A 23,960-nucleotide genomic window follows, 5' to 3' on the forward strand; every position below is an offset into this window, starting at 1 on the left:
TTTATTCGATGGGTTCGAGCACGAAAACCGGAATCTCCCGCTCGGTCTTGACCTGGTAGGCGGCGTAGTCGGGGAACGCTGCCACGGCGCGCTCCCACCAGACGGCCTTTTCGTCGCCGGTGATCTCGCGGGCGCGCATGTCCCACTTCTCGGGCCCGTCTTGCAGCTCCACCTCGGGGTGCGCGATGACGTTGGCGTACCAGACCGGGTTTTTGGGGCTGCCACCGAGCGAGGCTACAGCGGCATAGTGGCCGTCGTGTTCGACGCGCATGAGCGGTGCCTTGCGTAACTTGCCGCTCTTGAGGCCGACGGTGGTGAGTACGATCACGGGCATGTCACGCAGAGTCGTGCCCTCGGTTCCGCCGGACGTCTCGTACAGGTCGACCTGGTCGCGCACCCACTGGGCGGTGCTTGGCTCGTATTCTCCGATGAGGGGCATATTTGGCCCAACGCGCGAGCCGCCGGGAACATTCCACCCGGACAGGTCCGCCCTGTCAGAGCAGGCGGCCGGGGCGATGCGGGGCGTAGCGCGGAATGTAGCGGCGCAGCAGCATCGCGCCGCAGAGGCCAATTGCCCCCATCACCCCGCTGGCGACCGAGAGCGAGACCAGGGCGGTGATGCCGGCGACCGCCAGGGGAGCTGCGGCGCTGCCGAAGTCGGCCGTGAACCGCCAGGCGCCCAGGAACGGTGCGGGATTCGGCCGCGGAGCGAGGTCGGCGCCGAGCGTCATCAGCAGGCCGCTGCCGACCCCGTTGGCGAGCGAGAGGAACATGGCCACGCCGATGAACCACTCCACGTTGCTCGGCAGGTCGTGGGTGAACGCGAGTGCCAGGTGGCCGGCACCGAGGCCGATCATCGAGGGCAGAGCGCTCCAGATGCGGCCGAACCGGTCCATGATCTGGCCGCTGACATAGAACAGGGCGAAGTCGATGCCGCCGGCGATGCCGATGATCAACGCCGTGTCGGGGGCGCTGATGCCGATACTGACCGCCCAGAGCGGCAGCATCACCGTGCGGCTGGCCCGCATCGCACCGATCAGACCGGCGCCCGTACCGAGCCGCAAAAGCACTCCGCGGTGACTCCAAATGGTCTGGAACAATCCCTGCACCGGCACGGCCGGTCGCGCCGTTCCGGTGCTGCTGATCGCGCCGGTGCTCGTGTCGGTGGCGTCGAATATGGTCGTATCAGCGGAGGGAGTGGCAAAGGGTTTCGACGGGTCTGGCAACAACAGCAGCGTCGCTGATGCGGCGACGCAGCAGATGATGAACACCCAGAACACGGCCTGCGTACCACCGGTGAGGTGAATCAGGCCGGCCGAGAGAAAGGGGCCGACAAACCAGCCGGCACGAAACACGCCGCCGAGGGTCGACAGCGCGCGGGCCCGGTAGACCAGCGGCACATAGTTGGTCATGAAGGCATGCCGGGCGAGCGCAAAAATGGCTGTGGCGAGGCCGACCAGAAAAATACCGAGACCGAGCACGAGTGGATTGGGAGCGACAATGCAGACGATCACGGCACCGATGGTGAGAGCGGATGCCCAGATCATCGCGTTGCGTTCCCCGATGCGCGAGACGATCCAGCCGCTGGGAATATCGCCGACCAGCTCACCGAGCATGACCATCGCTGCAATCACACCGGCAATGGCCAGGGATGCACCGAGGTCAGTCGCAACTAGGGGAATCAACGGGATAATCGCGCCCTCGCCGATCGAGAACAGCAGGGTCGGTAGGAACGCGACCAGGGCGACCGAGCGCAGGCTGAAGGGGCGCTCGTGGTTGCTCATCGGTTCGATGCTACTCGCAGTGCAATCCCGACCGTGCTATCCCGACCCGTGCTGCTCAGACCCGTGCGATCCCGACCATGTTTTCCGGAGTGCTGTTCGAGTGGTGCTCCCACCAGCCCGGCAGCACCGCGCCTTCGCCCGGTAGGCTGAACAGAACATGATTGACTTGGATTTCTCAGTACAGATCGCCGCGCTGCGGACCACGTTTGGCGACATCCGCTCGGTGATCGACATTGATCGACTGCGCGCGGAGATTGACGACCTCAGCGGCGAGGCCGGTATGCCCGACTTGTGGGACGACACCGAGCATGCCCAGAAGGTGACGAGCGACCTCAGCCACCGGCAGTCGCAACTGGCCCGCATCGAAAGCATCGGAGCCCGCCTCGATGACCTCGAGGTGCTCGTGGAGATGGCCAATGACGGCCAGGGCGACCAGGAACTGGCCGACGAGGCCGGCGTCGAACTCGCCAGCCTGCAGAAGCTGCTCGGCGAGCTCGAAGTGCAGACCCTGCTCAACGGCGAATTCGACGAACGCAACGCCGTCATCACCATTCGCGCCGGCGCCGGGGGAGTGGATGCCGCCGACTTCGCCGAAATGCTGCTGCGCATGTACCTGCGCTACGCCGAACAGCACGACTACCGCACGACCGTGCTCGACATCAGCTACGCCGAAGAAGCCGGCATCAAGAGCGCGACCTTCGAGGTCGATGCCGCCTACGCCTTCGGCACGCTCAGCGTCGAGGCCGGAACCCACCGCCTGGTACGGATGAGCCCGTTCAACTCGGCCGGCAAGCGCCAGACCTCGTTCGCCGCGGTCGAGGTGGTGCCTTTGATCGAACAGACCGAGTCGATCGAGGTGCCCGACGGCGATATTCGAGTGGATGTCTTCCGCTCGAGCGGCCCTGGCGGCCAGTCGGTCAACACCACCGACTCCGCCGTGCGCATCACCCACCTGCCCACCGGCACCGTGGTGAGCTGCCAAAACGAGAAGAGCCAGATTCAGAACCGGGCCGCCGCCATGCGCGTGCTGCAGTCCCGGCTGCTGGTGCTCGAGCGCGAGAAAGAGGCCGCGACCAAGAAAGAGCTCGCCGGCAACATCACCGCGAGCTGGGGCGACCAGATGCGCAGCTACGTGCTCGCGCCCTACCAAATGGTCAAGGACCTGCGCACCGAGTACGAGGTGAACAACCCCAGCAACGTCTTCGATGGTGACCTGGACGGTTTCATTTCGGCCGGCATCCGCTGGCGCAAGAAAGCCCCGGAAGACTAAACGGATGCTGAGCCTTCCCCCTCTCGGGTATGTCGCAGTAGGGAAAACGCCAGCGGGTGCCTAGGCTCTAAGAGCTATGATCCGCTTTGATCACATAACCAAGAAGTATCCCGGCACCTCTCGGCCGGCCCTGAACTCGATCGACGTCGAGATTTTGCGAGGCGAATTCGTCTTTCTGGTCGGCGCCTCCGGATCGGGCAAATCGAGCTGCCTGCGGCTCGTGCTCAAGGAGGAGAAGCCGACCAGCGGCAGCATCCACGTGCTCGGGCAAGACCTGCGCTCGATCTCCAACCGCAAGGTGCCCTATTTTCGCCGCAACATGGGCGTGGTCTTTCAGGACTTTCGGCTGTTGCCGAACAAGACGGTCTTCGACAATGTCGCGTTCAGCCTGCAGGTGATCGGCAAGAGCCGCGGCTTCATTCAGGAGGCCGTGCCCGACACCCTGAAAATGGTCGGCCTGGCTGAGAAGGCGCAGCGCCTTCCGCACGAACTCTCCGGTGGTGAGCAGCAGCGCGTGGCCATTGCCCGCGCCATCGTGAACAAGCCCCAGATTCTGCTGGCCGATGAGCCCACCGGAAACCTCGACCCCACCACGAGCGCCGAAATCATGGCGCTGCTCGCGAGCATCAACGCGGGCGGCACCACCGTGATCATGGCCACCCACGAGGCCGGCATCGTGGACAAGATGCAGCGCCGCGTGATCGAACTGGTCAACGGCGAGATCGTGCGGGATGAACGCCAGGGCGGCTATGCCACCGCGTCCATCCCGACCATCGTGCCGACGTCTGAAGCGGATGCCGCAGCGAGCGACCCCGTGCCGGTCGCATCGGCCGCCGTCGCAGCGCGGGCCGCGGCCCAACCCTCGTTGACGCATCCGTCGGCGCCGGTTCCCGAAACCTCCGTGTCCCTGCACCAGGCGGCGGCAGCTGCGGTTGCAGCGGCGGCCGCGTCGGTTGTTCCGACACCGATTGAGTCGGCTCCTGCGGCCGAATCTCCGGCTGCTGTGGAGGAGGCCGGTCCCGCCGTGGCCACGCCGCCGATGGCGCGCCCGGTTCTTCCGGTCGCCCCGAACGACGCCCCCGAACAGCTCACCCTCGCCGAGAAACTCGGCCTGCGGGCGCCGGGCGAGAAACCCGACCAAACCGGCGAACAGAACGTGGGGCCCAACCGATGAGGCTCGGACTGGTGCTCTCCGAGGCCGCGAACGGTCTGCGACGCAACGCATCCATGGTCGTCTCCGTGGTGCTCGTGACTTTCATCTCGCTGACCTTCGTCGGCGCGGCCGTACTGATGCAGATGCAGATCGGCCAGATGAAGAACTTCTGGTACGACAAGGCGCAGGTCGGCATCTATATGTGCTCCGACATCTCGCCGGGCGAAACCTGCACCGGCGGCGACGCCTCGGCAGAGCAGATCGCAGCCGTCGAGGCCCAGCTCGAATCGCCGACCCTGGCGCCGTTCGTAGACACCTACTATTTCGAGACGCACGAGCAGGCCTTCGAGAATTTCAAGAAGCAGTTCGCTGGCAACCCGGTGGCCGACTACGTGACCGCGGATCAGTTGAACCAGACCTTCTGGGTCAACCTCAAGGACCCGTCCCAGTCCGCCGTGCTGGTCGAGAGTTTGTCCGGGGTGGCCGGCGTAGAAAACGTCGCTGACCAGCGCAAATACCTGGACCAGATCTTCTCGGTGCTCAACGTCGCGAGTTACACCGCCATCGGCATTGCCGGGTTGATGCTGATCGCAGCGGCGTTGCTGATTGCCACGACCATCCGTTTGTCGGCGTTCTCGAGACGCCGCGAACTCGGCATTATGCGACTGGTCGGCGCGAGCAACCGGTTCATTCAAACGCCGTTCATTCTCGAGGGCGTCTTCGCGGCGCTGCTTGGTTCGCTGCTCGCCGGCGGCGCGATTCTGGCGCTGGTGTACTTCTTCGTGCAGGGGTATCTCGGGGCCAGACTCACCGGCTTTGCCCTGGTCGGTATGGATGATGCGCTCGTCGTGGTACCCATCCTGCTGGTGGTCGGCGCGGTGCTCGCCGCGTTCTCAGCCAACTTCGCGATCACCCGCTACCTCAAGGTCTAAGCGTCAAGCGGATGCCCGCGCGCAGCGACCAGGCGCGGGGCCGGTAGACTGGTGGGCTGTCTGCCGGATCTTTCGGCGGCATCCACTTGACGAATAAGAATTGAGGTGAACACATGCCTAGGGAACGTGGCGAAAAGGTCGTGGCGACCAACCGCAAGGCCCGACATGACTACCTCATTAGTGACACCTACGAGGCCGGAATGGTCTTGAGCGGCACCGAGGTCAAGTCGCTGCGCGCGGGCCGGGCCACCCTGGTCGACGGCTACGCCTTCATCGAGGGCGGCGAGGCTTGGCTGGATGCGGTGCACATTCCGGAGTATTCCGGCGGCTCGTGGACCAATCACCCGCCGCGCCGCAAGCGCAAACTCCTGCTGCACAAGAAGGAGATCATTAAGATCAGCCACAAGACCAAGGAGGGCGGTTACACGCTCATTCCGCTGCGGATTTACTTCGCGGATGGTCGGGCCAAGGTTGAGATCGCCGTCGCCAAGGGTAAGAAAGAGTACGACAAGCGTCAGACTCTGCGGGAACGCACCGACAAGCGCGAATCGGACCGCGCGATGTCGGCGCAGCGCCACCTCGGTGACTAGGCAACTTCTGTAGTAGTATGGAGGGCTGCACCGAAACTGGTGCAGATTGGTAACTCAACAGCGTGTGACACGAACCCATCGCATGAGCTTTCATTTGTAAAGCGTGTGATGTGTATGGGGATGATCGGTTTCGACATTGTTTGCGCAATTGTGAGAAGCGGGTCGAGGATGCAGGGTTATCTCGTAAACGATCTCTGCAAAACAATAAGTGCCAATTCAAAGCGCACTGACTTCGCTCTCGCTGCCTAAGCGAAAGCACTAAAGAAGTCCGCCAGACCGGGAATGCTCTCTACCCGGATCCTGACGCCATTTAGAGAGATTGCTTCTACATTGAGCCACGGGGTGTAGAGGGACTTAAACGAAGGCTGGGCCTGTCGGAGTAGATGCCAGTGGCAAATTCCGGGGCCGAGAAAGCGATTTCACTGGATACACCCGTAGAAGGCATATGACCACAGCAGTGGACCGGGGTTCAATTCCCCGCATCTCCACCATCGGTTCTGTCACACGCTGTTTTGTCCTGGATGAGGCCACCCGTGGGTGGCCTCATTTGGTTTAAGCGGATGCTATGGTCAGCGCAGGCGCAGGCGCAGGCGCAGGCCGACCGACGGGCGGATGGGTTCGCGCTGGCCGCCGGAGTGCACGATGTCGTCGCCGTCGACACTGAGCTGGCTGGCGTGGCAGCGCAGGGCGGCCACAACGGTGGTGCGCTGGGTCTCGAGATCGAACCATTCCGCATCCGCTTCGGGCGTGTCGAGAATTTCGGCGTAGCGAATGGCGAGTGCTTGGCTGGCGGCGAGGGCGGCGTCGTGCACGCGCACGTGGTCCGGGTGGCCGTAGCCCCCGGTGGCGTCGTAGCTGATGACGAGGCTCGGTCGCACGTGCTGGAGAACGGCGACGAGGTCGGTGGTGACCTCGTCGAGCGGAGCGCGGGCGAGGGCATCCGCTTCGGAATCGGCGGCCGGGCCGGCCAGGCCGGCCCGGATCCACTCCATGCCGGAGTCGCGGTAGTGGCGCGGCGCGAGCCCGGGCGCGCGGGCCGGTGCCTCGCCGAGCCAGAATCCCTCGTTGATGCCGAGCGTCCGGGCGGCGCGCTCGAGTTCGCGCTCGCGTTCCTCGGCCAGGGCGGCAGTGCCGACGAGCGCCGCGAGCGGCCCCGCGACGACTTCACCGCGTTCACCACGCGTGGCCGTGACCAGCGTGATGTGGATGCCGCGGCTCGCGAGATACGCGATCAGGCCGCCGGTGCCGATGGTTTCGTCGTCGGGGTGCGCGTGCACGAACAGCACCGAGGTGACGGAGTCGAGAACGCTCATCGGGCAGAATCTCGATCGCTCTTCGGCGTGACAGTCGGGGGGACAGCGGATTCGAGAGCCATCCGTTGAGCCTATCGCCGCCAGCCCGTGGCGCCCCACGTACGCCATAGGGCGAAAGGTGGCACCTCGCGTAACACGCGCGTCGAACTGCGCGCGCTGCCTGGTACAGCTAGCCGCGGAGGACCGTTCGTGAAATGGAAGCGCTCCCCGGAGCTTGACTCGATGGCGATGGGGCTGGCGGGTTGGGGTCGACGAGGTCGTCATGGTGGATAGAGTCGCCGTGGATGGAGTCGACGAGGGTGTGCAGGGGTTCGTTGCTGCCGCCCCACTGCAATGAGATGATCTCGGCCGCTATCGAGACCGCTGTCTCTTCGGGCGTGCGGGAGCCGAGATCGAGGCCGATCGGACTGCGCAGCCGGGCCAGCTCGCTGTCGGTCACGCCGACCGCCCGCAGCCGTTCCAGCCGGTCGAGGTGGGTTCGACGCGACCCCATGGCGCCGATATACGCCACCGGCGGGCCGTGCAGGGCGGCTTCAAGCAGGGGAACGTCGAATTTCGGGTCGTGGGTGAGCACACAGATGACCGTGCGGGGATCGATGAGGCCGGTCGCGATCTGTTCGCGCAGGTAGCGGTCGGGCCAGCTCACCACGACCTCGTCGACCCCGGGAAAGCGGGCGGCGGTGGCGAACACGCCACGGGCATCGCAGACCGTGACCCGGTAGCCGAGAAAGGTTCCGAGCCGGGCCAGAGCGGTGGCGAAATCGATCGCTCCGAAGACCAGCAGGCGGGGTCTGGGCGCGTAGCTCGCGAAGAACACCCGCATGCCCTCGCCGCGACGCTCGCCGTCTGGACCGTAGGTCAGCGTCGTGTTGCGGCCGGCGGCGAGCAACCCCTGGGTGTCGTCGCCGATGGCGTGGTTGGCGCGGTCCGATCCGAGATCGCCCTCGAATCCCTGCGGCCGCACCACGAGGTGGCGGCCGATCCAGCCGGCATCCGGATGCTCGATCACCGTGGCGACCCCCACCGGGCGCCCGGCGTCCACATCGTCGTGCACCCCCTCGAGCAGTGCGAAAGTGTCGCGGGAGACGGGTTCGATGAAGACGTCGAGGATGCCGCCGCAGGTCAGTCCCACCGCGAAGGCGTCGTCGTCGCTGATGCCGTAGCGCACGAGCACCGGTACGCCGTCCTGCGCGACCTGGGTGGCCAGTTCGTAGACGGCGCCCTCGACGCAGCCGCCAGAGACCGAGCCGGCGACCGTGCCGTCGGCGCTGACCAGCATTGATGCGCCGGCTGGCCGAGGTGCCGACTGGAAGGTGCGCACGACGGTCGCGAGGCCCGCCGTCGCGCCGCCCTGCCAGCCAGCGAAGAGGGTAGTGAGAACTTCACGCATGCCGGGCTCCCTTCTGTCGTCGGTCGACTCTAACGGCCGGATGCCCGTCGACCGATTCGGTATGCGATGAACGCTACCGTGGCCAGCAGACCCACAAGTTTCACCGGGTCGCTCAGCTGGTCGGCAATGACGCCCTTGACCAGGCTCAGAGCGTCGAGGCTCGGGGCCGGCGCTGCCCGATACGGCGCCCCGCGATGGCCGTCTGCCGGAGCCGCGCGCGGTGGCACTGGGCGCGGCGGCACGGTGCTGGGCCTCCGGGCGGGGGCATCCGGCGTGACGTCGGGGAGAGTGTCGGCGGCCGGAGCATCCCCGGATGGAATATCACTCATGTCGGCGACGGCTCGGGGGGAGCCCTGGACGAGGTCGGCCGGGTCGTCGAGGTGGTCGCCTACGGGGGTGGCAGCGCTGTCGGCGGCCCTTGCTGCGGCATCCGCTTCACCGTCTGAATCAGCAGCGGAACCGCCCTCGATCAGGTCTTGCAGATTGCCGGCGAACAGCCCCATCATCTGCTCGGTGACGCTGCTGATGACGCCCTTGCCCATGGCCGCCGCCTTGCCGGAGAGGGACAAATCGGCGCTGACCGTGCCCTGGGTGACACCGTCGGTTTCGACCAGAACGAGGGTGACCGTGGCCTGGGCTGTACCCTGACCGCGGGTCTCCTGAGCCTTGCCGGAGAACACGGCCCGGTGTGCCTCGGCGTCGCGCTCGTCGACGTTCATCTGCCCGCGGTACTGCATCGTGACCGGGCCAAGCTTGACCTTCATCCCCACCTGGTAGTTGTCATCGCTGAGTTGGTTGATAATCTGAGCGCCCGGCACACACCCGGCGACACGTTCGAAGTCCATCAGGGTGTCCCAGACCGTGTCGACGGGGGCGATAACGGTGAAGGTGCTGTCAAGTTGCATCAGGGTGTCCTCTGCTCGGTCAGGTCGGTTGGTGGGAGATTGCTCGTCGATCGGATGCTGGCGGGTCGCCGCGAATCGCGGCCGCCACCTCGGCCAGGGCGGCGTAGCTGTGGCCGCTGACGAAGGCGTCGCAGTAGGGGAGCGCGGCGGCCATTCCGCCGACGAGCGGCCGGTAGTCGACGGCGACTTTGCGCGGGTTCACCCAGATGATGCGGTGTGCGAGTCGGCGCAGGCGTGCCATCTGGGCGTCGACGTCGACCGGGTCGTCCTGCGCCCAGCCGTCCGAGAACACCACGATCACCGCTCCCCGGGCCAGACCGCGTCGCCCGAAATCGTCGATGAATCGACGGATGCTCACGGCCAGCCGGGTACCGCCGGCCCAGTCTGTCGCGGTGGCGGCCGCCTGCGCGAGTGCCTGGTCCGGGTCGCGGAGCGCGAGCTGACGGGTCAGCCGCGTGAGCTGGGTGGAGAACACGAACGCTTCGGCCCGCGCGCCGGACGCCGCGCCCTGAAGCAGCGACAGGAACACCCGGGTGTAGGGCTCCATCGAGCCCGACACATCGCAGAGCAGCACGAGTCGGCGCGGCTTCGACCGGCGGCGGGCGTGGTGCAGGGCGATCGGATCGCCCCCGGTACGCTGCGCTGACCGCACGGTGCGGGCCAGATCGAGCCGGTCACGGCTGTGCCGCGACGGATGCCTGCGGCGGGTCAGGCGGGTCGGCGTCGACAGCACGATGCGGGCAACGAGCTCGCGCAGGCGGGCGAGTTCGTCGGGGGCGAGGTCGGCGAACGCCACACTGTGCAGGTGTTCGTCGCTCGAGGCCAGGGCGAGGATGGCGTCGCGCTCCGGGGCCACGTTATCGCTGTCGCTCGAGTCGGTGCCGGGCAAGGGGGCCGGCGGGCGATCGGCCCCAGGCTCGGGAGCTGCGGCCGGACGATTGGTCGGCGGGGCGGCCTGGGAACGGGTTTCCGAGCCGATCGCCGGGGGAGCATTGGGATCACCGCGGCTTTCGGCCGGGTCGAGTCGACCGTCGAAGACCGCGCTGAACACGGCGTCGAACCGGGCAAGGTGCTGCTGCTGGGAGACGAACACGATCCGGCAGGCCCAGTACAGGGCGGCGCGGTCGGTCGGGGGGACGAGGCGGAGCGCCTCGGCCAGCCGGGCCGCCCGGTCGGGCGACACGGGAAGTCCGGCGCGGTGCAGGGCCGTGCTGAACCCGGCGGCGAGGGCCGCAGCTTCGATCGGCGGGATCCGGCCCTGGGCCGGCGGCTTCGGAAGCCTCGGTGAGGCCGACTCGGTGTCGGGCTGACGTGCGTCGGGCTTGCTGGTGCCGGGCTCACTTCTGCCGGGCACAGGTGCGCCGCGGTCAGGCACCGGCGGCCTCGACGACCCAGGCGCCCCCGCGCGAGGCCGCCAGATCGAGGTCGTCACGGTTCTTCAGCACGGAGCCCCAGGTCTGCTCGACCGCCCGGCCGCTCAGCTGCTCGATTCCGAGCATCCCGAGCGCGCCCACCCAATCGATGGCCTCGGCGATTCCGGGCGGCTTGACCAGGTCAAGCGAACGCAGGCGGGTGATGGCCTGGGCGGCCTCGGTCGCGATGGCCTGCGAACTGCTCGGTACCCGGCGGCGCACGATCTGCGCGATCCGCTCCGGACCCGGGTAGTCGATCCAGTGATAGAGACAGCGCCGGGTCAGCGCGTCGTGCAGGTCGCGGGTGCGATTGCTGGTGAGAATAACGATCGGCGGATGCGTGGCCCGCACGGTTCCGAGCTCGGGGATGGTGACCGCAGCCTCGGCGAGCAGCTCGAAGGTGAAGGCTTCGAACTCGGCGTCGGCCCGGTCGATCTCGTCGAGCAGCAGCACGGCCGGCCGCGGGCCCGCGTGCTCGATCGCCTGCAACAGCGGGCGGCGCAGCAGGTAGTCGCGGCCGAACAGCTCGGTCTCGGCCAGTTCGACCCCGTGCGCCTCGGCCAAACGGATGCCGAGCAGTTGCCGCGGGTAATTCCACTCGTACAGTGCCTCCCCGGCCGAGATGCCTTCGTAACACTGCAGGCGAAACAGTTCGGTGTCGAGCAGTCGGGCGAGTGCCTTGGCGATCTCGGTCTTGCCGACCCCCGGTTCGCCCTCGAGTAGCAGCGGCTGCCGCATGCGGACGGCCAGGAACACCGCGGTTGCGAGCCCTTCGTCGGCCAGATAGTCCTCGGCATCGAGGGCGCGCTGCAGCGCGGCGACATCGGGCACGATCTCGGGCAGAGTCACCAACGCAGCCACCCCCATCGTGAAGTCGGGCGGCTACCGCGCGGGTGCCTACCGCGCGGTCGCATACGGCTCCGGATTCGCCAGAAACGCCTTGCGGCAGCCCGTCGCACAGAAATAGACGGTACCGCCGTTGTGCTCGACCTGCAGCGTCGACGGCAGCGCGGCCACGGACATGCCGCAGACCGGGTCGATCGCGACGCCGGCGGCCGGCGGCTCGGCAGCAGGTGGGTCGGCAGCACGCGCTTTGGCGGCAGGCGGCTCTGCGGCGATCGCCGAATCCGCCGCTCCCGCCACCGCACCGGCACCAGCCGCGCCCACACCAACCGGATGTCCCCGCCCGGCCCGTTCCTGCACCAGCTGCGCCAGAATCGACACCGCAATCTCTCCGGGCGTTCGCGCCCCGAGGTCAAGGCCCGCCGGACTGAACACCCGAGCGCGCTGCTCCGGCGACACGTCGAGCGACGCCAGCACCGCCGCACCGCGCCGGGGACTGGCCACGAGCGCCACGTACGGCACTCCCACAGCCAGCGCCGCCAGCAGCGCGGACTCCTCGTCCCGGCCGTGGGACGCGACGACCAGCGCAGCGTCGCCGGCCTGCGGGGCGGCCGAGGCGCCATCCGTTTGCAGGAGCTCGAAACCGACGAGCGGTGCGAGGGTGGCAAGGGCCGCGGCGTCGGGCGTCGACCCGACCACGATCAGGCGCGGCAGGGGAAGGCGCGGTTCGAGAAAGATCTCGATCGCCCCGCCGCTGACACAGGGGTTGGAGACCTCGACCGCGCCGTCCTCCACCGTGCTCGACGGTACACCGGCCACGACCTTGAGCAGCAGCGGCTGGCGGCTTTCGAGCACCTGCAGGCTGTACAGGCGAACGGATGCCTCCACGCAGGTTCCGCCGACGAAGCCCTCGATCTCGCCGGTCAAGCGCACGAGCGCCGTGTCGCCCGCGTGCGCGCTCGTCGGGCGCACCGCGCGCACCACGGTCGCGTGCACGAACGGTTCGCGGCGCGCCTCGAGCTCCCGCTCCAGCACAGACTTCATCTCGGGCATGCTAAACCGGCGGTCTCGTGCGGCCCTGCATGGCCTCCCAGACCCGGGATGGTGTGCACGGCATGTCCATGTGCACCACGCCGAACGGGGCGAGGGCATCGACGACGGCGTTGACGACGGCCGGCGGTGACCCGACCGTGGCAGACTCACCAACGCCCTTTGCTCCGATCGGGTGGTGCGGCGACGGGGTCACGGTGAAGCCGGTCTCCCAGTCGGGTACCTCCATGGCGGTGGGGATGAGGTAGTCCATGAACGAGCCGCCGAGGCAGTTGCCCTCGTCGTCGAACTCGATGATTTCCATCAGTGCCATGCCGATACCGTCGGTGAGGCCACCATGAATCTGGCCCTCGATGATCATCGGGTTGATGCGGGTGCCGCAGTCGTCGACGGCGATGAAGCGGCGCACCTTGACATGGCCGGTGCCCGGGTCGACGTCGACGACGCAGATATAGGCGCCGAACGGAAAAGTGAGGTTGGGCGGATCGTAGGTGACCTCGGCGTCGAGATTGCCGTCGATACCCTCGGGCAGCGCGACCGTGCCGTGGGCGCCCATCGCGATCTCGGCTATGGTCTTGCCCACGCTCGGATCGCCCTTGACGAACCAGCGGCCCTTCTCCCACTCGAGGTCTTCCGGCCGGGTCTCGAGCATGGCCGCGGCGATGAACCGGGCCTTCTCCCGCACCTTGCGGGCGACGAGCGCCACGGCGGCGCCGCTGACCGGGGTGGACCGGCTGCCATAGGTGCCGAGGCCGAACGGCGTCTGGTCGGTGTCTCCGTGCACGACGTCGATGTCCTCCGGGGGGATGCCGATCTCCTCCGCAACGATCTGCGCGAACGTCGTTTCGTGGCCCTGACCCTGGCTTTGCACCGAGATGCGCACGACGGCCTTGCCGGTGGGATGGATGCGCAGTTCGGCGCCGTCCGCCATGCCGAGGCCGAGAATGTCCATGTCCTTGCGCGGTCCGGCGCCGACCGTCTCGGTGAAGAACGAGATGCCGATGCCCATGAGCTCGCCGCGTTCGCGTTTCTCCTTCTGTTCGCGGCGCAGTTCGTCGTAGCCGGCCATCTTCATCGACAGCCGCATGGTGGGTTCGTAATCGCCCGAGTCGTACTCCCAGCCGGTCTTGTTGGCGTAGGGAAACTGCTCCTTCTTGATGAAGTTTTTCAGGCGCAACTCGGCCGGGTCCATCTCGAGCTTGCGGGCCAGAATATCGACCATCCGCTCGACCAGGTAGACCGCTTCGGTGACCCGGAACGAGCAGGCGTAGGCCACGCCGCCGGGCGCCTTGTTGGTGTACACGCCGGTCACGGTGCAGTGCGCTGCCTGAAGGTCGTAGCTGCCGGTGAAGATGTGGAAGAACCCGGCTGGATACTTGGTGGGCTGGGCGGTGGCGTTGAACGCGCCGTGGTCGGCCAGCACGTTGGTGCGCAGGGCCAGGATCTTGCCGTCCTTGGTCGCCGCGATCTCGCCCTGCATGATGTAGTCGCGGGCGAACGAGGTGCTCATGAGGTTCTCGGAGCGGTCCTCGACCCATTTCACCGGTTTGCCGGTGACGATGGAGCCGACGACGGCGAGGATATAGCCCGGGTAGATGCCGACTTTGTTGCCGAACCCTCCGCCGATGTCGGGGGAGACCACCCGAATCTTGTGCTCGGGAATGCCGGAGACCATCGCGAACAGGGTGCGGTGGGCGTGCGGCGCCTGCGTCGTCTCGTACAGGGTGAGGCGGCCGTCGATGGGGTCGAAGTCAGCTACGGCGCCGCAGGTTTCCATCGGCGCCGGGTGCACGCGCGGGTAGACGATCTCCTGCTTCACCACGACGTCGGCGCTCGCGAAGACGGCATCCGTTTCGGCTTTGTCGCCGGCTTCCCAGTCGAAGATGTGGTTGTCGGTGCGGCCCTCGAGGTCGTCGCGAATGACGGGAGCGCCCGGGTCCATCGCCTTGCGGGCGTCGACGACCGGCGGTAATACGTCGTACTCGACCTGGATCAGCTCGAGCGCGTCGCGGGCGGCGTAGCGGTCGTCGGCGACGACGAACGCGACCTCCTGGCCCTGGAAGCGCACCTTGTCGGTGACCAGCACGGCCTGCACGTCCATCGAGAGGGTCGGCGCCCAGGCGAGGCCGAGGGCCTGCAGGTCGGTGCCGGTGATCACGGCCTGCACGCCGGGGTAGGCGAGCGCCGCGGTGGTGTCGATCGAGACCAGCCGGGCGTGGGCGACGGGAGCACGCAGGATGGCACCGTGCAGCATTCCGGGCAGCACGATGTCGTCGACATAGTGGCCCTTGCCACGCACGAACCGCGGGTCTTCCTTGCGTTGCATTCGTCCGTGGCCGATTGGCCGGTCGTGGTCGCCGGCCGCCGGGTTCGACGGGCGGTCTTCGAGGATGGTCATGCGCGCACCTCTTCATCTTCGGTTGTGTCAACGGCGGCAACGAGCGGATGCTCGGCGGCCCACTGAATCGACCGCACGATGGTGGCGTAGCCGGTGCAGCGGCAGATCTGCCCCGAGATGGCCTCGCGAATCTCGAGCGGTTCGGGGTGCGGATTGTGGTCGAGCAGGGCGCGGGCGGTGAGCATCATGCCGGGGGTGCAGAAACCGCACTGCAGGCCGTGCTCCTCCATGAAGCCCTGCTGCACCGGGTCGAGCGTGGCGCCGTCGGCGAGCCCTTCCACCGTCGTGATCGTGTGCCCGTCGGCCATGGCGGCCAGCACGGTGCACGATTTCACCGGCTGGCCGTCCATGAGTACCACGCAGGTGCCGCAATTGCTGGTGTCGCAGCCCCAGTGCGTTCCGGTGAGCCGCAGGTCGTCGCGAATGAAGTGCACCAGCAGCACGCGCGGTTCGATCTCGCGGGTGACATCGGTGCCGTTGATGGTCAGGCTGATTTGCATGAGGGCTCAACTCCTAGATCGTGATCTCAGAAACGGATGCCGCGGCGCGGCGGCAGGCCGCCCGCAGCACCCTGCGGGTCAGTTCGTCGGCGAGGTGCCGCTTGTAGTCGACCGGTCCGCGCTGGTCGGCGAGGGGGGCGCAGGCTAGCGACGACAGGCGGCCCGCCTGGGCGAAGAGCTCCTCGGTGGGGGCCTGGCCGACGAGCACAGCCTCGACCTCGGTGACGTTATGCTCCAGTCCGACCGCGGTAAGGCCGACGGCCACGTGGCTGATCGTTCCGTCGGCCGCGAGCGTCACGCTCGCACCGGCCGCAGCCACGGCCCAGTCTCCGACTCGTCGTTCGACCTTTTCGTAGGCGCTGCCGGAGCGCTCCCGAATCGGCACGCGCACCTCGATCAGCAGTTCGTTCTGGGCCACCGCGGTCTCGTATGGGCCGCGATGGAATTCGGCCATCGACAGCATCCGCTCACCGGACGGACTGCGAACGACGGCGACCGCTTCGAGCACGTGGCACACCGTGGAGAGATCTTCGGCCGGGTCCGCCTGGCAGAGCGAACCGCCGATGGTACCGCGATTGCGCACGATCGGGTCGGCGATGACCCGTTCGGCATCGGTGACGATGGGAAAAAGCCGCCGGACTTCGTCGGATTCGAGCAGCGTCGTGTGCCGGGTCATGGCGCCGATCCGCAACACACCCTGCTCAACGAGCAGGTAGTCGAGCTCGAACAGGTCGTTGATGTCGATGAGCCAGTCCGGCCGGGCCAGACGCAGTTTCATCATGGGCAGCAGGCTGTGACCGCCGGCGACCACCCGGGACTCGGGCCCGTGACGATCGAGCAGGGCCAGGGCATTTTCGACCGAACTGGCACGAACATAATCGAACGGAGCCGGAATCTGCACGGGCTTCTCCTCACGAAAGAAGGTTCCTTGGCCCCACGCATCATTGCGCGACACCGTTGTGTGCCACAGCTTGCTCCCCGCGCCCACCCGCTGTCAACAACGACCTCGGCGAAGTTAGGCGCTCCGGCGCGCTCTACCGGGCCAGATACTCGTCATGCTGCCGATGCGCCTCAGCTACCTGCTCTCGGATGCGGTCGATGTCCTTGGCCTTGTCGCGGTATTTCAGGTCCATGGCCAGGACCTGTTCTTCTTCCGCGGTTAGCATTCGGTAGATCCGCTCGCGCTCGGCCAGATCAGCGGTGTAATCCAGATCGAGGTAGCTGACCGCGTGGCGGCGCGCGTTGTTGATGGCGGTCTGGGCTTTGCCCGCCTTACTCAACAGCGAGGCCACGACGGTGATCGTGAGCGCTCCGATGATGACGCTCAGGGACAGCCCCGTGCTGATTTCCACGACCGGGACCGGTACACCACCGTTGATGAACGGCAGATTGTTCTCGTGGAGCGCGTGGAGCACCAGCTTGACGCCGATGAACGCCAGGACGAACGCCAGGCCGTAGGAGAGGTAAATCAGCCGGTCCAGGAGCCCGTCGATCAGGAAGTACAGCTGGCGCAGTCCCATCAGCGAGAACGCGGTCGCTGTGAAGACAATGTAGACGTTCTGGGTCAGCCCGAAAATCGCGGGAATGGAGTCCAGCGCGAACAGGATGTCCGTACCGCCGATCGCCACCATGACCAACAGCATGGGCGTGAGGGCCTTCTTTCCCTCGTGCATGGTGAACAGCTTGTCGCCGTCGTAGTGGTCGGTGGTGTGAAAGCTCCGCTTGGCCAGACGGATCATGAAATTATCTACCTGATTATCGCCGTGTGCTTCGGGCTTGAGCAGATTGCCCGCGGTGATCAGCAGAATCAGGCCGAAGATGTAGAACACCCAGGCGAAGGAATTGATCAGCGCCGCGCCCAGAAAGATGAACCCGGTGCGGGCAATCAGGGAGAAGACGATGCCGAACAGCAACACTTTCTGCTGGTCTTCGCGGGGAACCCGGAAGCTCGCCATGATGATCAGGAAGACAAACAGGTTGTCCACGGACAGCGCCTTCTCCGTGATGTAGCCGGCGAAGTATTCCGACCCCATCGTGCTGCCGCCGAAGACCAAGACCAGGATGCCGAAGAGGATGGCCAGGCCGACGTAGATGGAGGACCACACGGCGGCTTCCTTCAGCGAGGGAACGTGCGCCTTGCGAATATGAAAGAAGTAGTCGAAGGCGAGCAAAGCCAGGATGACAACGATGGTGATGACCCAGATGAGGGGTGTAACAGTCATGAACCCTGCTTTCCTAAGGTGGCGGCAGCGAGCCTAGCCCAGTTGCGGATGCTGCGTGACTCTTGGCGGCAAAGTGGCGGCTTGCGGTTGTCCTAGGTTAACCGCTTCGTCCGCGCCCGGGTAATCACGGGCGGTTCTTCCACTCCTGCCAAAACTTCGACTCGGCTACGGCTGCCTTCTGCTGCTCGAGGGCGTGCAGGCGGCCGTAGCTGAAGGTGTTCTCGCCGCGCAGGTAGGCGTCGACCGCGCCGCGCTTGAGCAGGCGCTCGCGGGCGATGACGCTGTCGTGTTGGTCGCCGAGAATGGTTTGAAGTTTCTGGGCGAAGGCACTGACCGTGGCGGCGCGCTTGCGGCTGAGCGGATGCGCCGTCTCAGCCGCATAGCGCAGCCGCTTGGCCCGCTTGCGCACCTCGTGCAGGGCGAGGTCGCGCTCGGCGCCCGGCGCGGTTTTCGTGGCGGCTCGCACCGCGCGGCGCAGTTTCTTCCATTCCTTGTTGATCAGTGCCGGCACGACCGTGCGTGCTTCCTGCCTGGCCACGGCGGTGAACGGCGGTGAGGTCACGAGCGCCGCGAGGGCATCGAGCAGCCGAAAGTAGCGGTGGCTGTTGAGGGCAGTCAGGAGCGCGTGGTGCGCCGCGTCGGTGTCAGTATCCGCGCGACTGCCGAGACGCTCGCGAATCGGGCCGAGCAGCAGCCCTTCGGGTTCGCGGTCGAGGTGGTCTGTGAGGCGGCGCTGCATCACGTCTTCGTCGCGGGAGCCGCCCAGAACGGCCCCGAGCCAGGCGAGCTCGCTGCGCAGGTGCGGCACAACGGTCGCATCGAGCAGGGAGTGATAGGTGGCGAGAACCGAGCGCAGCCGCCGAGTCGCGACGCGCATGGCGTGCACGCTTCCGGCTGTGGCCTGCCGTACCTGGGGATCCTGGGCGCGCAGCACCTCGTACTGTTCGTGCAGGTTCAACACCAAAACGTCGCCGGCCCACCCCGAAGACCGGGGCCGCCGGGGCGCCGCGTCCGGACGCTCGGGAAACCGGTCGCCGAGGGCGCGGGCCAGCTTTGACGCGTGCAGCGACAAGTGGATGCCGCTCGCCGCGAGCATGGACTCCCCGGCGTCGAGCAGGTCGTCCGGACCATCGACGAGTTCGAGCTCCCATTCACGCCAGGCCGCCGTTGCCGGATCGGGGGTGAGGCGCTCGGCCTGAACGTGGTCGTCGCAGAGCACCGCGAGGGTCTCGCCGCCCACGCCGATCAGGGCATGCACCACCCGCTCGGTGTTCAGCCGGGCCACGGGAACGAGCGGGGCGTCCCGCACGTGAAACCGCACGAGTTGGGCGAGCGTCTCGGGGACGGAATCCGCTTCGCTGTGCCCATTAAAAACGAGTACGTGCTTGCCCAGCGGTGCGTGAATTTCGCGCCGACGCCCGGCATCCAGCGGCAGTTTCAGGTGCCACCCGGCGTCGTCGCCGCCGGTGCGGCGACGCAGGGTGACGTGCTGGGCGGTGAGCACAAGATCGGCCGTGTCGAAATAGACGGCCTCGAGATCGTGGGTGACCGGCGCGGCAACCGTCTGCACCCCGGGAAGGTCGTACAACCGGGGCAGCGGCGCCGTTTCGTCGACGTCAAACTTGAGTTCTGTCTCGATGCCGCCGTTAGTATCCACGATTCAGCCTAGCGCGGGACCCGCGCCAGGCTGCCGAGGTCAGACGCCCGCGAGCCAGAGGTCGGGGCCGAAGATCTCGTAGTGGATGCGGTCGGCCGGAACGCCGGACTTTAGCGCCTGGGAGCGGAGGCTCTGCATAAACGGGAGCGGACCGCAGAGATACACCGAGGCGTCCTCCGGGATCGTCACGTTCTCCAGCGACATGAAGCCCTCGTGGTGGCCCTCACTCGGGATCTCCAGCCAGAGTTCGAGTTCGGCCGTCTCCAGCAGGGCGACGTCTTCGTTCATCTGGTCGCGCAGCGCCCAGCGCTCGAGGTTGCTCTCGGCGTGCAGTACGAGCACCTCACGCTTTGAGCCGGTGTCTACCAGAGAACGCAGAATCGAGGCGCTGGGCGTGCAGCCGATTCCGGCCGAGGCCAGGATCAGCGGGCCGGTGCCCGCATCGAGGGTGATGTCGCCGCACGGCACGGAGAGGATGAGCGTGTCACCGACCTGTACGTCGCGGTGCAGCACAGGGGAGACCTCGCCGTCAGCGTCGAGCTTGGTGGTGAAGACGCGGGTCGTGGCCGTGCCGGCCGAGAGGGAGTACTGACGCACCTGGCGGATACCGTCGGGCATGACGGCGGTGACGCTGACGTACTGGCCAGGCAGGGCTGGTGTCACGGGGGTGTCGTCGGCCGGTTCGAGGGTGAACGTGACGGCGTCGGTTCCGGCCGCTTCCTTTTTCACGACGATCCAGGGGGCGAGCGGCTTGTCGCTGGCGAGTCCGGCGTAGAGGCCCTTCTCCATCTTGATCAGGGCGTGGGCCATCAGCCAATAGACCTCGGTCCAGGCGGCGGCGATCTCGGCGGTGATGACGTCGCTGAGTTCGTCGGCGATGGCCTCGAACAGGTACTTGTAGACGATGTCATACTGCTCGGGCTGAATATCGAGGGAGACGTGCTTGTGGGCGATGCGGGAGAGCATGGCCTCCGGCGTGGTGTCGGGGTTTTGCACCAGGTGGGTCGCGAAGACGGCGATGCTGCCGGCGAGGGCCTGCTGCTGCGTGCCGTTCTTCTGGTTAGACCGGCTGAACAGCCCGTCGAACAATTCAGGGTGGGCGGTGAGCATGCGGTGGTAAAAGTTCTTCGCGATCTGGGGCATCCGCTCGCCGACGAGCGGCAGGGTGGCTTCGATGAAGGGGAGAGACTGGGGCGAAAGCATGAATACTCCTTCTGCGTGGCGACACCCGTTCGTGGGGTCTGCGTCAAAAGTAGCATTTGATATACCAATTAAACGGATGTTTTCTACAAGTTGTAGAAATTAGGGACTTTAGTCCTACCGCACCAGACCGAGTTCAACCAGAACCGGTCCATTCGGTTTTCCGTGTGGCAGAGCCGCGATGACGATGCCGTCGAGCTCGCGGTAGAAGGATTCCCGCGCCCGGCGCAGGGCGCCGCGGAGGCCGCATCCGCTCAATAACTGGCAGGGGCCATCGGGCGAGTCGCACGCTGCCAGATCGGTGCGGGTATCGAGCTGGCGTAGCAGCGCCCCGACGGTGGCTTCGCGGCCGAGAATGCTGATGCGCACGCCGCCGGTGCGTCCCCGGATGACCTCGACCAGACCGAGTTCGCGGAGCCGCATGATGGCCTTGGTGACGTGGTTGTAGGGCGTGCCGACCTCGGTGGCCACGACCCGTGAGGTGTACGTGACGCTCTCCGGCGCCGCTGCCAGCAGCATGACGACCCGCAGGCACACGTCGGAAAAAGCATTGATCCTCATTCCCTAACTGTAGGTGCGCGGCTCGCGCCCCGAGAGTAGGAGAGAATGGGGCAAGTGAACACTGAGTCGGAGACGCTGTTTGAGGTAATCCGCTTCGTGGACCTGGCGGGCGTGCTCGCCAATGCCATTCTCGGCGGCGTCGCCGCGCGCACCGCACGCCTCGACATTGTCGGCTTCGTGGTGCTCGCGATCATGAGCGGGCTTGGCGGCGGCATGATTCGCGACACGCTGCTGCAGCAGGGCACGCCGGCCGCACTGCTCGACCCGGCCTACCTGATCTGCGCCATCCTCGGCGGGGTCATCGCCTACTTCGTGACCTTCAACGGTCGCTGGACCCGCCGCGTGCTGCTGCTGCTCGACGCGCTCGCCGTGGGCTGCTGGTCGGCGGTCGGGGCGCAGAAGGCGCTCGAGGCCGGTCTCGGCTGGCTCCCGGCGATTCTGCTCGGCATTATCACGGCCGTCGGCGGCGGCATGGTGCGGGACATTATGCTGCTCAAGGTGCCGACGATCTTTGGCGGAAACACGCTCTACGCCACGAGCGCGCTGCTCGCGAGCACCGAAATGGTCATCCTAAGCAAGCTCGGGTTCGTCGCGATCGGCACCGGAGTCGCGATTCTCAGCGGCGCCGCGCTGTCACTGCTGGCCAAACGCTACGGCTGGATTCTGCCGACCGGCTACGCGCTGCGCATCCCCAAACCGATTCTGCTGCTCAACCCCCTGGCTTGGCGGCAGCGCCGCCTCGATGCGCGCAACGCCCGCAACGGTGTGAATCCCGACGATCCCGGTGCCGGAGTCTAGTTTCGGCGCCGTCAGGCCGGGTTCAGCACGGCCAGCGTCGCGGCGTGCAGCAGGCCGTTCGTGGCCAGGGCGCTGCCGTGCCACGGTCCCGGCTGGCCGTCGATCGAGGTGAACGTGCCTCCGGCCTCCTGCACGATCGGAGCCAGGGCAGCCATGTCGTAGGGCTGCAGGTCGAATTCGCCGGCCACGTCGAGGTGCCCCTCGGCGAGCAGCATGTACGACCACATGTCACCGTAGGCGCGCGTGCGCCAGACCTGGCGCGAGAGTGTGACGAGTTCGTCGAGGTGCCCGGCTTGATCCCACTGCTGCAGGCTGCCGTAGCTGATGGATGCTTCGGCGAGGGTCGCGATGCCGGAGACGCGCAGGCGGGTGGGGGCGGCATCCACTTTGCTGCTGCTGCTGGCGGCGGCGGTCGTATTAGTTGACCAGGCTCCGCTGCCGGTTGCGGCCCACCAGCGTTTGCCGAGCGCGGGGGCGCTGACCACGCCGAGCACGGGGACGCCGTCGATGGCGAGCGCGATGAGCGTGGCCCAGATCGGGATGCCGCGGAGGAACCCGGCAGTGCCGTCGATGGGGTCGATGATCCACTGGCGCGTGGTTGATCCGGCCGTGCCGAATTCCTCGCCGAGAATGCCGTCATCGGGGCGCTGTTTGGCCAGCCGGTCGCGGATAGCGCGCTCGACCGCCCGGTCGGCATCCGTCACCGGGGTGCGGTCGGGTTTGGTCGTGACGACCAGATCAAGCGCTGTGAAGCGGGCACGGGAGATCGCGTCGGCAGCATCGGCGAGGGCAAGAGCCAGCTGCAGGTCGTCAGAAAGGGCGTAGTTTCGCGGTTCGGTCACGGTCTCAAGGATAGTAATTTCACGAACGGATGCCGGTCATCGCCGCTTTTCGGCCTCGATTGGCATCATGCCCTCTTGGGGTGTTAGGGTTACACGTTGCCGCGGATAGTTCCGCTGCTTGACATGCACCTCTAGCTCAATTGGCAGAGCAACTGACTCTTAATCAGTGGGTTCCCGGTTCAAGTCCGGGGGGGTGCACCATCAATCCCCGTCGTCACTGCTTGACAGTGCGGCGGGGTTTTTTTGTGTCCGTTCGGGGTCTTCACGTCGGATTTGCGCTCGTGGCACGTGTTTGCGCTCCCCGCACTGGTTTGAACACGTGCCACGTTCTTGAACACGTGCCACGAGAACCCTACGTGTCAGGGTTGGGTGAGGCCAGTAGCTAACAGCAACTCCGCCGTGTGACGTAGGGCGAGAATCAGGAATCATCTCCATGTCCAGCCCGTCTTTGATCGCCGTGCGCGACGATAGTTATATGAGTAGTTCCGGACCGCGAGCTGGTGGTCCGACCTCGAGAAGGTCGTTCAGCCCAGCGCAGAAGCTAGCCCATTTGGCCGCGTATGACGCGGCGATCAAGGACCATGAGGGCGGCGCGTATCTGCGCACTGAAGGGTTGTACTCCTCGCAGATCACGGAGTGGCGCAAGCTGCGTGACGCCGGTGTTCTCGCGGGGAAGAAACCCGGCGAGAAGATTGGCCGGTTAACGCCGGAGCAAGCGGAAATCGCCCGGTTGCGCCGCCAGCTCGCGCAGACCGAGCAGCGGCTCGAAACGACGGGGGTGGCGTTGGAGATCATGTCAAAAATGCACGAGCTACTCGAAAGTCTTTCGAAGAGCTCGCGGGACGAAACACCGCGCGCGTTGCCGTAATGACCGCTTACCGCGAACTGGCCAGCCGAGGAATCTCGACTCGCGTCGCGGCTGACCTGGTCGGGATCCCTCGGGCGACCGCCACCAGGAAACCGCGCATCCCGGTGGCCGGGNAGCGACCGCCACCAGGAAACCGCGCATCCCGGTGGCCCTGCCGGCGCCGATCCCGGCGAACAGGATCGATGATGCCGACCGCCGGCAGATTCTCGACGTCGTCAATTCGGACTCGTTCGTGGATCTGCCGCCGATCCAGATTTACGCGCAGCTGCTCG

22 protein-coding genes, 1 tRNA gene and 1 other RNA gene are annotated in these 23,960 nt (G+C 66.4%); 8 read left to right on the forward strand and 16 right to left on the reverse strand.

Annotation, left to right across the window (positions count from 1 at the left end; genetic code table 11):
* Position 1 precedes the first annotated feature (1 nt).
* Together E3T31_RS03725 and E3T31_RS03730 are read right to left on the reverse strand one after the other, a co-directional pair.
* Positions 2-439: a nitroreductase family deazaflavin-dependent oxidoreductase gene (locus tag E3T31_RS03725; RefSeq protein WP_134467500.1), complete on the reverse strand. Its 438-nt coding sequence runs from the start codon at positions 437-439 to the stop codon at positions 2-4.
* Positions 440-494: 55 nt separating this feature from the next.
* The gene (locus tag E3T31_RS03730; RefSeq protein WP_134467501.1) at positions 495-1,784 is read right to left on the reverse strand and encodes an MFS transporter; all 1,290 of its coding nucleotides are present in this window, start codon (positions 1,782-1,784) and stop codon (positions 495-497) included.
* Positions 1,785-1,941: 157 nt separating this feature from the next.
* On the opposite strand from E3T31_RS03730, the gene prfB reads away from it, so the two are divergent.
* From prfB to ssrA, 5 genes are all read left to right on the forward strand, one after another.
* A complete protein-coding gene (gene prfB, locus E3T31_RS03735; RefSeq protein ID WP_134442700.1) occupies positions 1,942-3,054 on the forward strand; it encodes a peptide chain release factor 2 in 1,113 nt (370 codons plus the stop codon).
* 76 nt (positions 3,055-3,130) lie between these two features.
* The gene (ftsE, locus tag E3T31_RS03740; protein ID WP_134467502.1) at positions 3,131-4,228 is read left to right on the forward strand and encodes a cell division ATP-binding protein FtsE; all 1,098 of its coding nucleotides are present in this window, start codon (positions 3,131-3,133) and stop codon (positions 4,226-4,228) included.
* Entirely contained in the window at positions 4,225-5,139 is a 915-nt protein-coding gene (ftsX, locus tag E3T31_RS03745) for a permease-like cell division protein FtsX (RefSeq protein WP_134467503.1), read from the forward strand. Before ftsE ends, ftsX begins: the two co-directional genes overlap by 4 nt.
* A 113-nt stretch (positions 5,140-5,252) precedes the next feature.
* A complete protein-coding gene (gene smpB, locus E3T31_RS03750; RefSeq protein ID WP_092449344.1) occupies positions 5,253-5,729 on the forward strand; it encodes an SsrA-binding protein SmpB in 477 nt (158 codons plus the stop codon).
* A gap of 116 nt (positions 5,730-5,845) precedes the next feature.
* Positions 5,846-6,220: a transfer-messenger RNA gene (ssrA, locus tag E3T31_RS03755) on the forward strand.
* Between the two features lie 78 nt (positions 6,221-6,298).
* Here the strand turns inward: ssrA and E3T31_RS03760 are convergent.
* From E3T31_RS03760 to E3T31_RS03820, 13 genes are all read right to left on the reverse strand, one after another.
* On the reverse strand, positions 6,299-7,042 hold the full coding sequence (locus E3T31_RS03760; protein ID WP_134467504.1) for a PIG-L family deacetylase: 744 nt from the start codon (positions 7,040-7,042) through the stop codon (positions 6,299-6,301).
* 169 nt (positions 7,043-7,211) lie between these two features.
* Entirely contained in the window at positions 7,212-8,432 is a 1,221-nt protein-coding gene (locus E3T31_RS03765) for an XdhC/CoxI family protein (RefSeq protein ID WP_134467505.1), read from the reverse strand.
* 29 nt (positions 8,433-8,461) lie between these two features.
* Positions 8,462-9,337, reverse strand: coding sequence for an SRPBCC family protein (locus E3T31_RS03770; RefSeq protein WP_134467506.1), 876 nt, complete (start codon positions 9,335-9,337; stop codon positions 8,462-8,464).
* A gap of 19 nt (positions 9,338-9,356) precedes the next feature.
* Positions 9,357-10,691: a VWA domain-containing protein gene (locus tag E3T31_RS03775; protein WP_241977588.1), complete on the reverse strand. Its 1,335-nt coding sequence runs from the start codon at positions 10,689-10,691 to the stop codon at positions 9,357-9,359.
* Between the two features lie 13 nt (positions 10,692-10,704).
* A complete protein-coding gene (locus E3T31_RS03780) occupies positions 10,705-11,598 on the reverse strand; it encodes an AAA family ATPase (RefSeq protein ID WP_370304235.1) in 894 nt (297 codons plus the stop codon).
* 48 nt (positions 11,599-11,646) lie between these two features.
* Complete coding sequence (locus E3T31_RS03785; RefSeq protein ID WP_241977592.1) at positions 11,647-12,636, reverse strand: XdhC family protein; 990 nt, start codon at positions 12,634-12,636, stop codon at positions 11,647-11,649.
* Between the two features lie 10 nt (positions 12,637-12,646).
* Positions 12,647-15,040 (reverse strand): aerobic carbon-monoxide dehydrogenase large subunit, encoded by a 2,394-nt coding sequence (locus E3T31_RS03790; RefSeq protein ID WP_134467509.1) that lies wholly within the window; start codon positions 15,038-15,040, stop codon positions 12,647-12,649.
* The gene (locus E3T31_RS03795) at positions 15,037-15,540 is read right to left on the reverse strand and encodes a (2Fe-2S)-binding protein (protein WP_092449329.1); all 504 of its coding nucleotides are present in this window, start codon (positions 15,538-15,540) and stop codon (positions 15,037-15,039) included. The genes E3T31_RS03790 and E3T31_RS03795 overlap by 4 nt, the downstream gene beginning before the upstream one ends.
* A 13-nt stretch (positions 15,541-15,553) precedes the next feature.
* Positions 15,554-16,441 carry a xanthine dehydrogenase family protein subunit M gene (locus tag E3T31_RS03800; protein ID WP_134467563.1) on the reverse strand — a complete coding sequence of 296 codons (888 nt, stop codon included), beginning with the start codon at positions 16,439-16,441 and terminating at the stop codon, positions 15,554-15,556.
* Between the two features lie 133 nt (positions 16,442-16,574).
* Positions 16,575-17,762: a TerC family protein gene (locus E3T31_RS03805; protein WP_134467510.1), complete on the reverse strand. Its 1,188-nt coding sequence runs from the start codon at positions 17,760-17,762 to the stop codon at positions 16,575-16,577.
* Between the two features lie 124 nt (positions 17,763-17,886).
* Entirely contained in the window at positions 17,887-19,419 is a 1,533-nt protein-coding gene (locus tag E3T31_RS03810; protein ID WP_134467511.1) for a CYTH and CHAD domain-containing protein, read from the reverse strand.
* A gap of 39 nt (positions 19,420-19,458) precedes the next feature.
* Entirely contained in the window at positions 19,459-20,622 is a 1,164-nt protein-coding gene (locus tag E3T31_RS03815) for a globin domain-containing protein (RefSeq protein WP_134467512.1), read from the reverse strand.
* A gap of 114 nt (positions 20,623-20,736) precedes the next feature.
* Entirely contained in the window at positions 20,737-21,180 is a 444-nt protein-coding gene (locus tag E3T31_RS03820) for an Rrf2 family transcriptional regulator (RefSeq protein WP_134467513.1), read from the reverse strand.
* Positions 21,181-21,234: 54 nt separating this feature from the next.
* Here E3T31_RS03820 and E3T31_RS03825 point away from each other — a divergent pair, with 54 nt between their 5' ends.
* Positions 21,235-21,978 (forward strand): trimeric intracellular cation channel family protein, encoded by a 744-nt coding sequence (locus E3T31_RS03825; protein ID WP_134467514.1) that lies wholly within the window; start codon positions 21,235-21,237, stop codon positions 21,976-21,978.
* An 11-nt stretch (positions 21,979-21,989) separates the two neighbouring features.
* Here the strand turns inward: E3T31_RS03825 and E3T31_RS03830 are convergent, their stop codons facing one another.
* Positions 21,990-22,820: an inositol monophosphatase family protein gene (locus E3T31_RS03830; protein ID WP_134467515.1), complete on the reverse strand. Its 831-nt coding sequence runs from the start codon at positions 22,818-22,820 to the stop codon at positions 21,990-21,992.
* A 125-nt stretch (positions 22,821-22,945) separates the two neighbouring features.
* Between E3T31_RS03830 and E3T31_RS03835 the strand changes: the two genes are divergently transcribed.
* Both E3T31_RS03835 and E3T31_RS03840 read left to right on the forward strand, forming a co-directional pair.
* Positions 22,946-23,021 (forward strand) — tRNA-Lys (locus E3T31_RS03835).
* Positions 23,022-23,253: 232 nt separating this feature from the next.
* Positions 23,254-23,688: a hypothetical protein gene (locus tag E3T31_RS03840; protein WP_134467516.1), complete on the forward strand. Its 435-nt coding sequence runs from the start codon at positions 23,254-23,256 to the stop codon at positions 23,686-23,688.
* Positions 23,689-23,960: the final 272 nt, after the last annotated feature.

The sequence above is a fragment of the Cryobacterium sp. TMS1-13-1 genome (assembly GCF_004403125.1).
Taxonomy (GTDB): domain Bacteria; phylum Actinomycetota; class Actinomycetes; order Actinomycetales; family Microbacteriaceae; genus Cryobacterium; species Cryobacterium levicorallinum.

Bases quoted from the DNA above. Each gene is read 5' to 3' on its own strand.
- E3T31_RS03815 (WP_134467512.1), bottom strand. From the start codon at position 20,622: ATGCTTTCGCCCCAGTCTCTCCCCTTCATCGAAGCCACCCTGCCGCTC.
- prfB (WP_134442700.1), top strand. From the start codon at position 1,942: ATGATTGACTTGGATTTCTCAGTACAGATCGCCGCGCTGCGGACCACG.
- E3T31_RS03805 (WP_134467510.1), bottom strand. From the start codon at position 17,762: ATGACTGTTACACCCCTCATCTGGGTCATCACCATCGTTGTCATCCTG.
- smpB (WP_092449344.1), top strand. From the start codon at position 5,253: ATGCCTAGGGAACGTGGCGAAAAGGTCGTGGCGACCAACCGCAAGGCC.
- E3T31_RS03770 (WP_134467506.1), bottom strand. From the start codon at position 9,337: ATGCAACTTGACAGCACCTTCACCGTTATCGCCCCCGTCGACACGGTC.
- E3T31_RS03790 (WP_134467509.1), bottom strand. From the start codon at position 15,040: ATGACCATCCTCGAAGACCGCCCGTCGAACCCGGCGGCCGGCGACCAC.
- E3T31_RS03795 (WP_092449329.1), bottom strand. From the start codon at position 15,540: ATGCAAATCAGCCTGACCATCAACGGCACCGATGTCACCCGCGAGATC.
- ftsE (WP_134467502.1), top strand. From the start codon at position 3,131: ATGATCCGCTTTGATCACATAACCAAGAAGTATCCCGGCACCTCTCGG.
- E3T31_RS03820 (WP_134467513.1), bottom strand. From the start codon at position 21,180: ATGAGGATCAATGCTTTTTCCGACGTGTGCCTGCGGGTCGTCATGCTG.
- ftsX (WP_134467503.1), top strand. From the start codon at position 4,225: ATGAGGCTCGGACTGGTGCTCTCCGAGGCCGCGAACGGTCTGCGACGC.
- E3T31_RS03840 (WP_134467516.1), top strand. From the start codon at position 23,254: ATGTCCAGCCCGTCTTTGATCGCCGTGCGCGACGATAGTTATATGAGT.
- E3T31_RS03765 (WP_134467505.1), bottom strand. From the start codon at position 8,432: ATGCGTGAAGTTCTCACTACCCTCTTCGCTGGCTGGCAGGGCGGCGCG.
- E3T31_RS03785 (WP_241977592.1), bottom strand. From the start codon at position 12,636: ATGAAGTCTGTGCTGGAGCGGGAGCTCGAGGCGCGCCGCGAACCGTTC.
- E3T31_RS03730 (WP_134467501.1), bottom strand. From the start codon at position 1,784: ATGAGCAACCACGAGCGCCCCTTCAGCCTGCGCTCGGTCGCCCTGGTC.
- E3T31_RS03760 (WP_134467504.1), bottom strand. From the start codon at position 7,042: ATGAGCGTTCTCGACTCCGTCACCTCGGTGCTGTTCGTGCACGCGCAC.
- E3T31_RS03725 (WP_134467500.1), bottom strand. From the start codon at position 439: ATGCCCCTCATCGGAGAATACGAGCCAAGCACCGCCCAGTGGGTGCGC.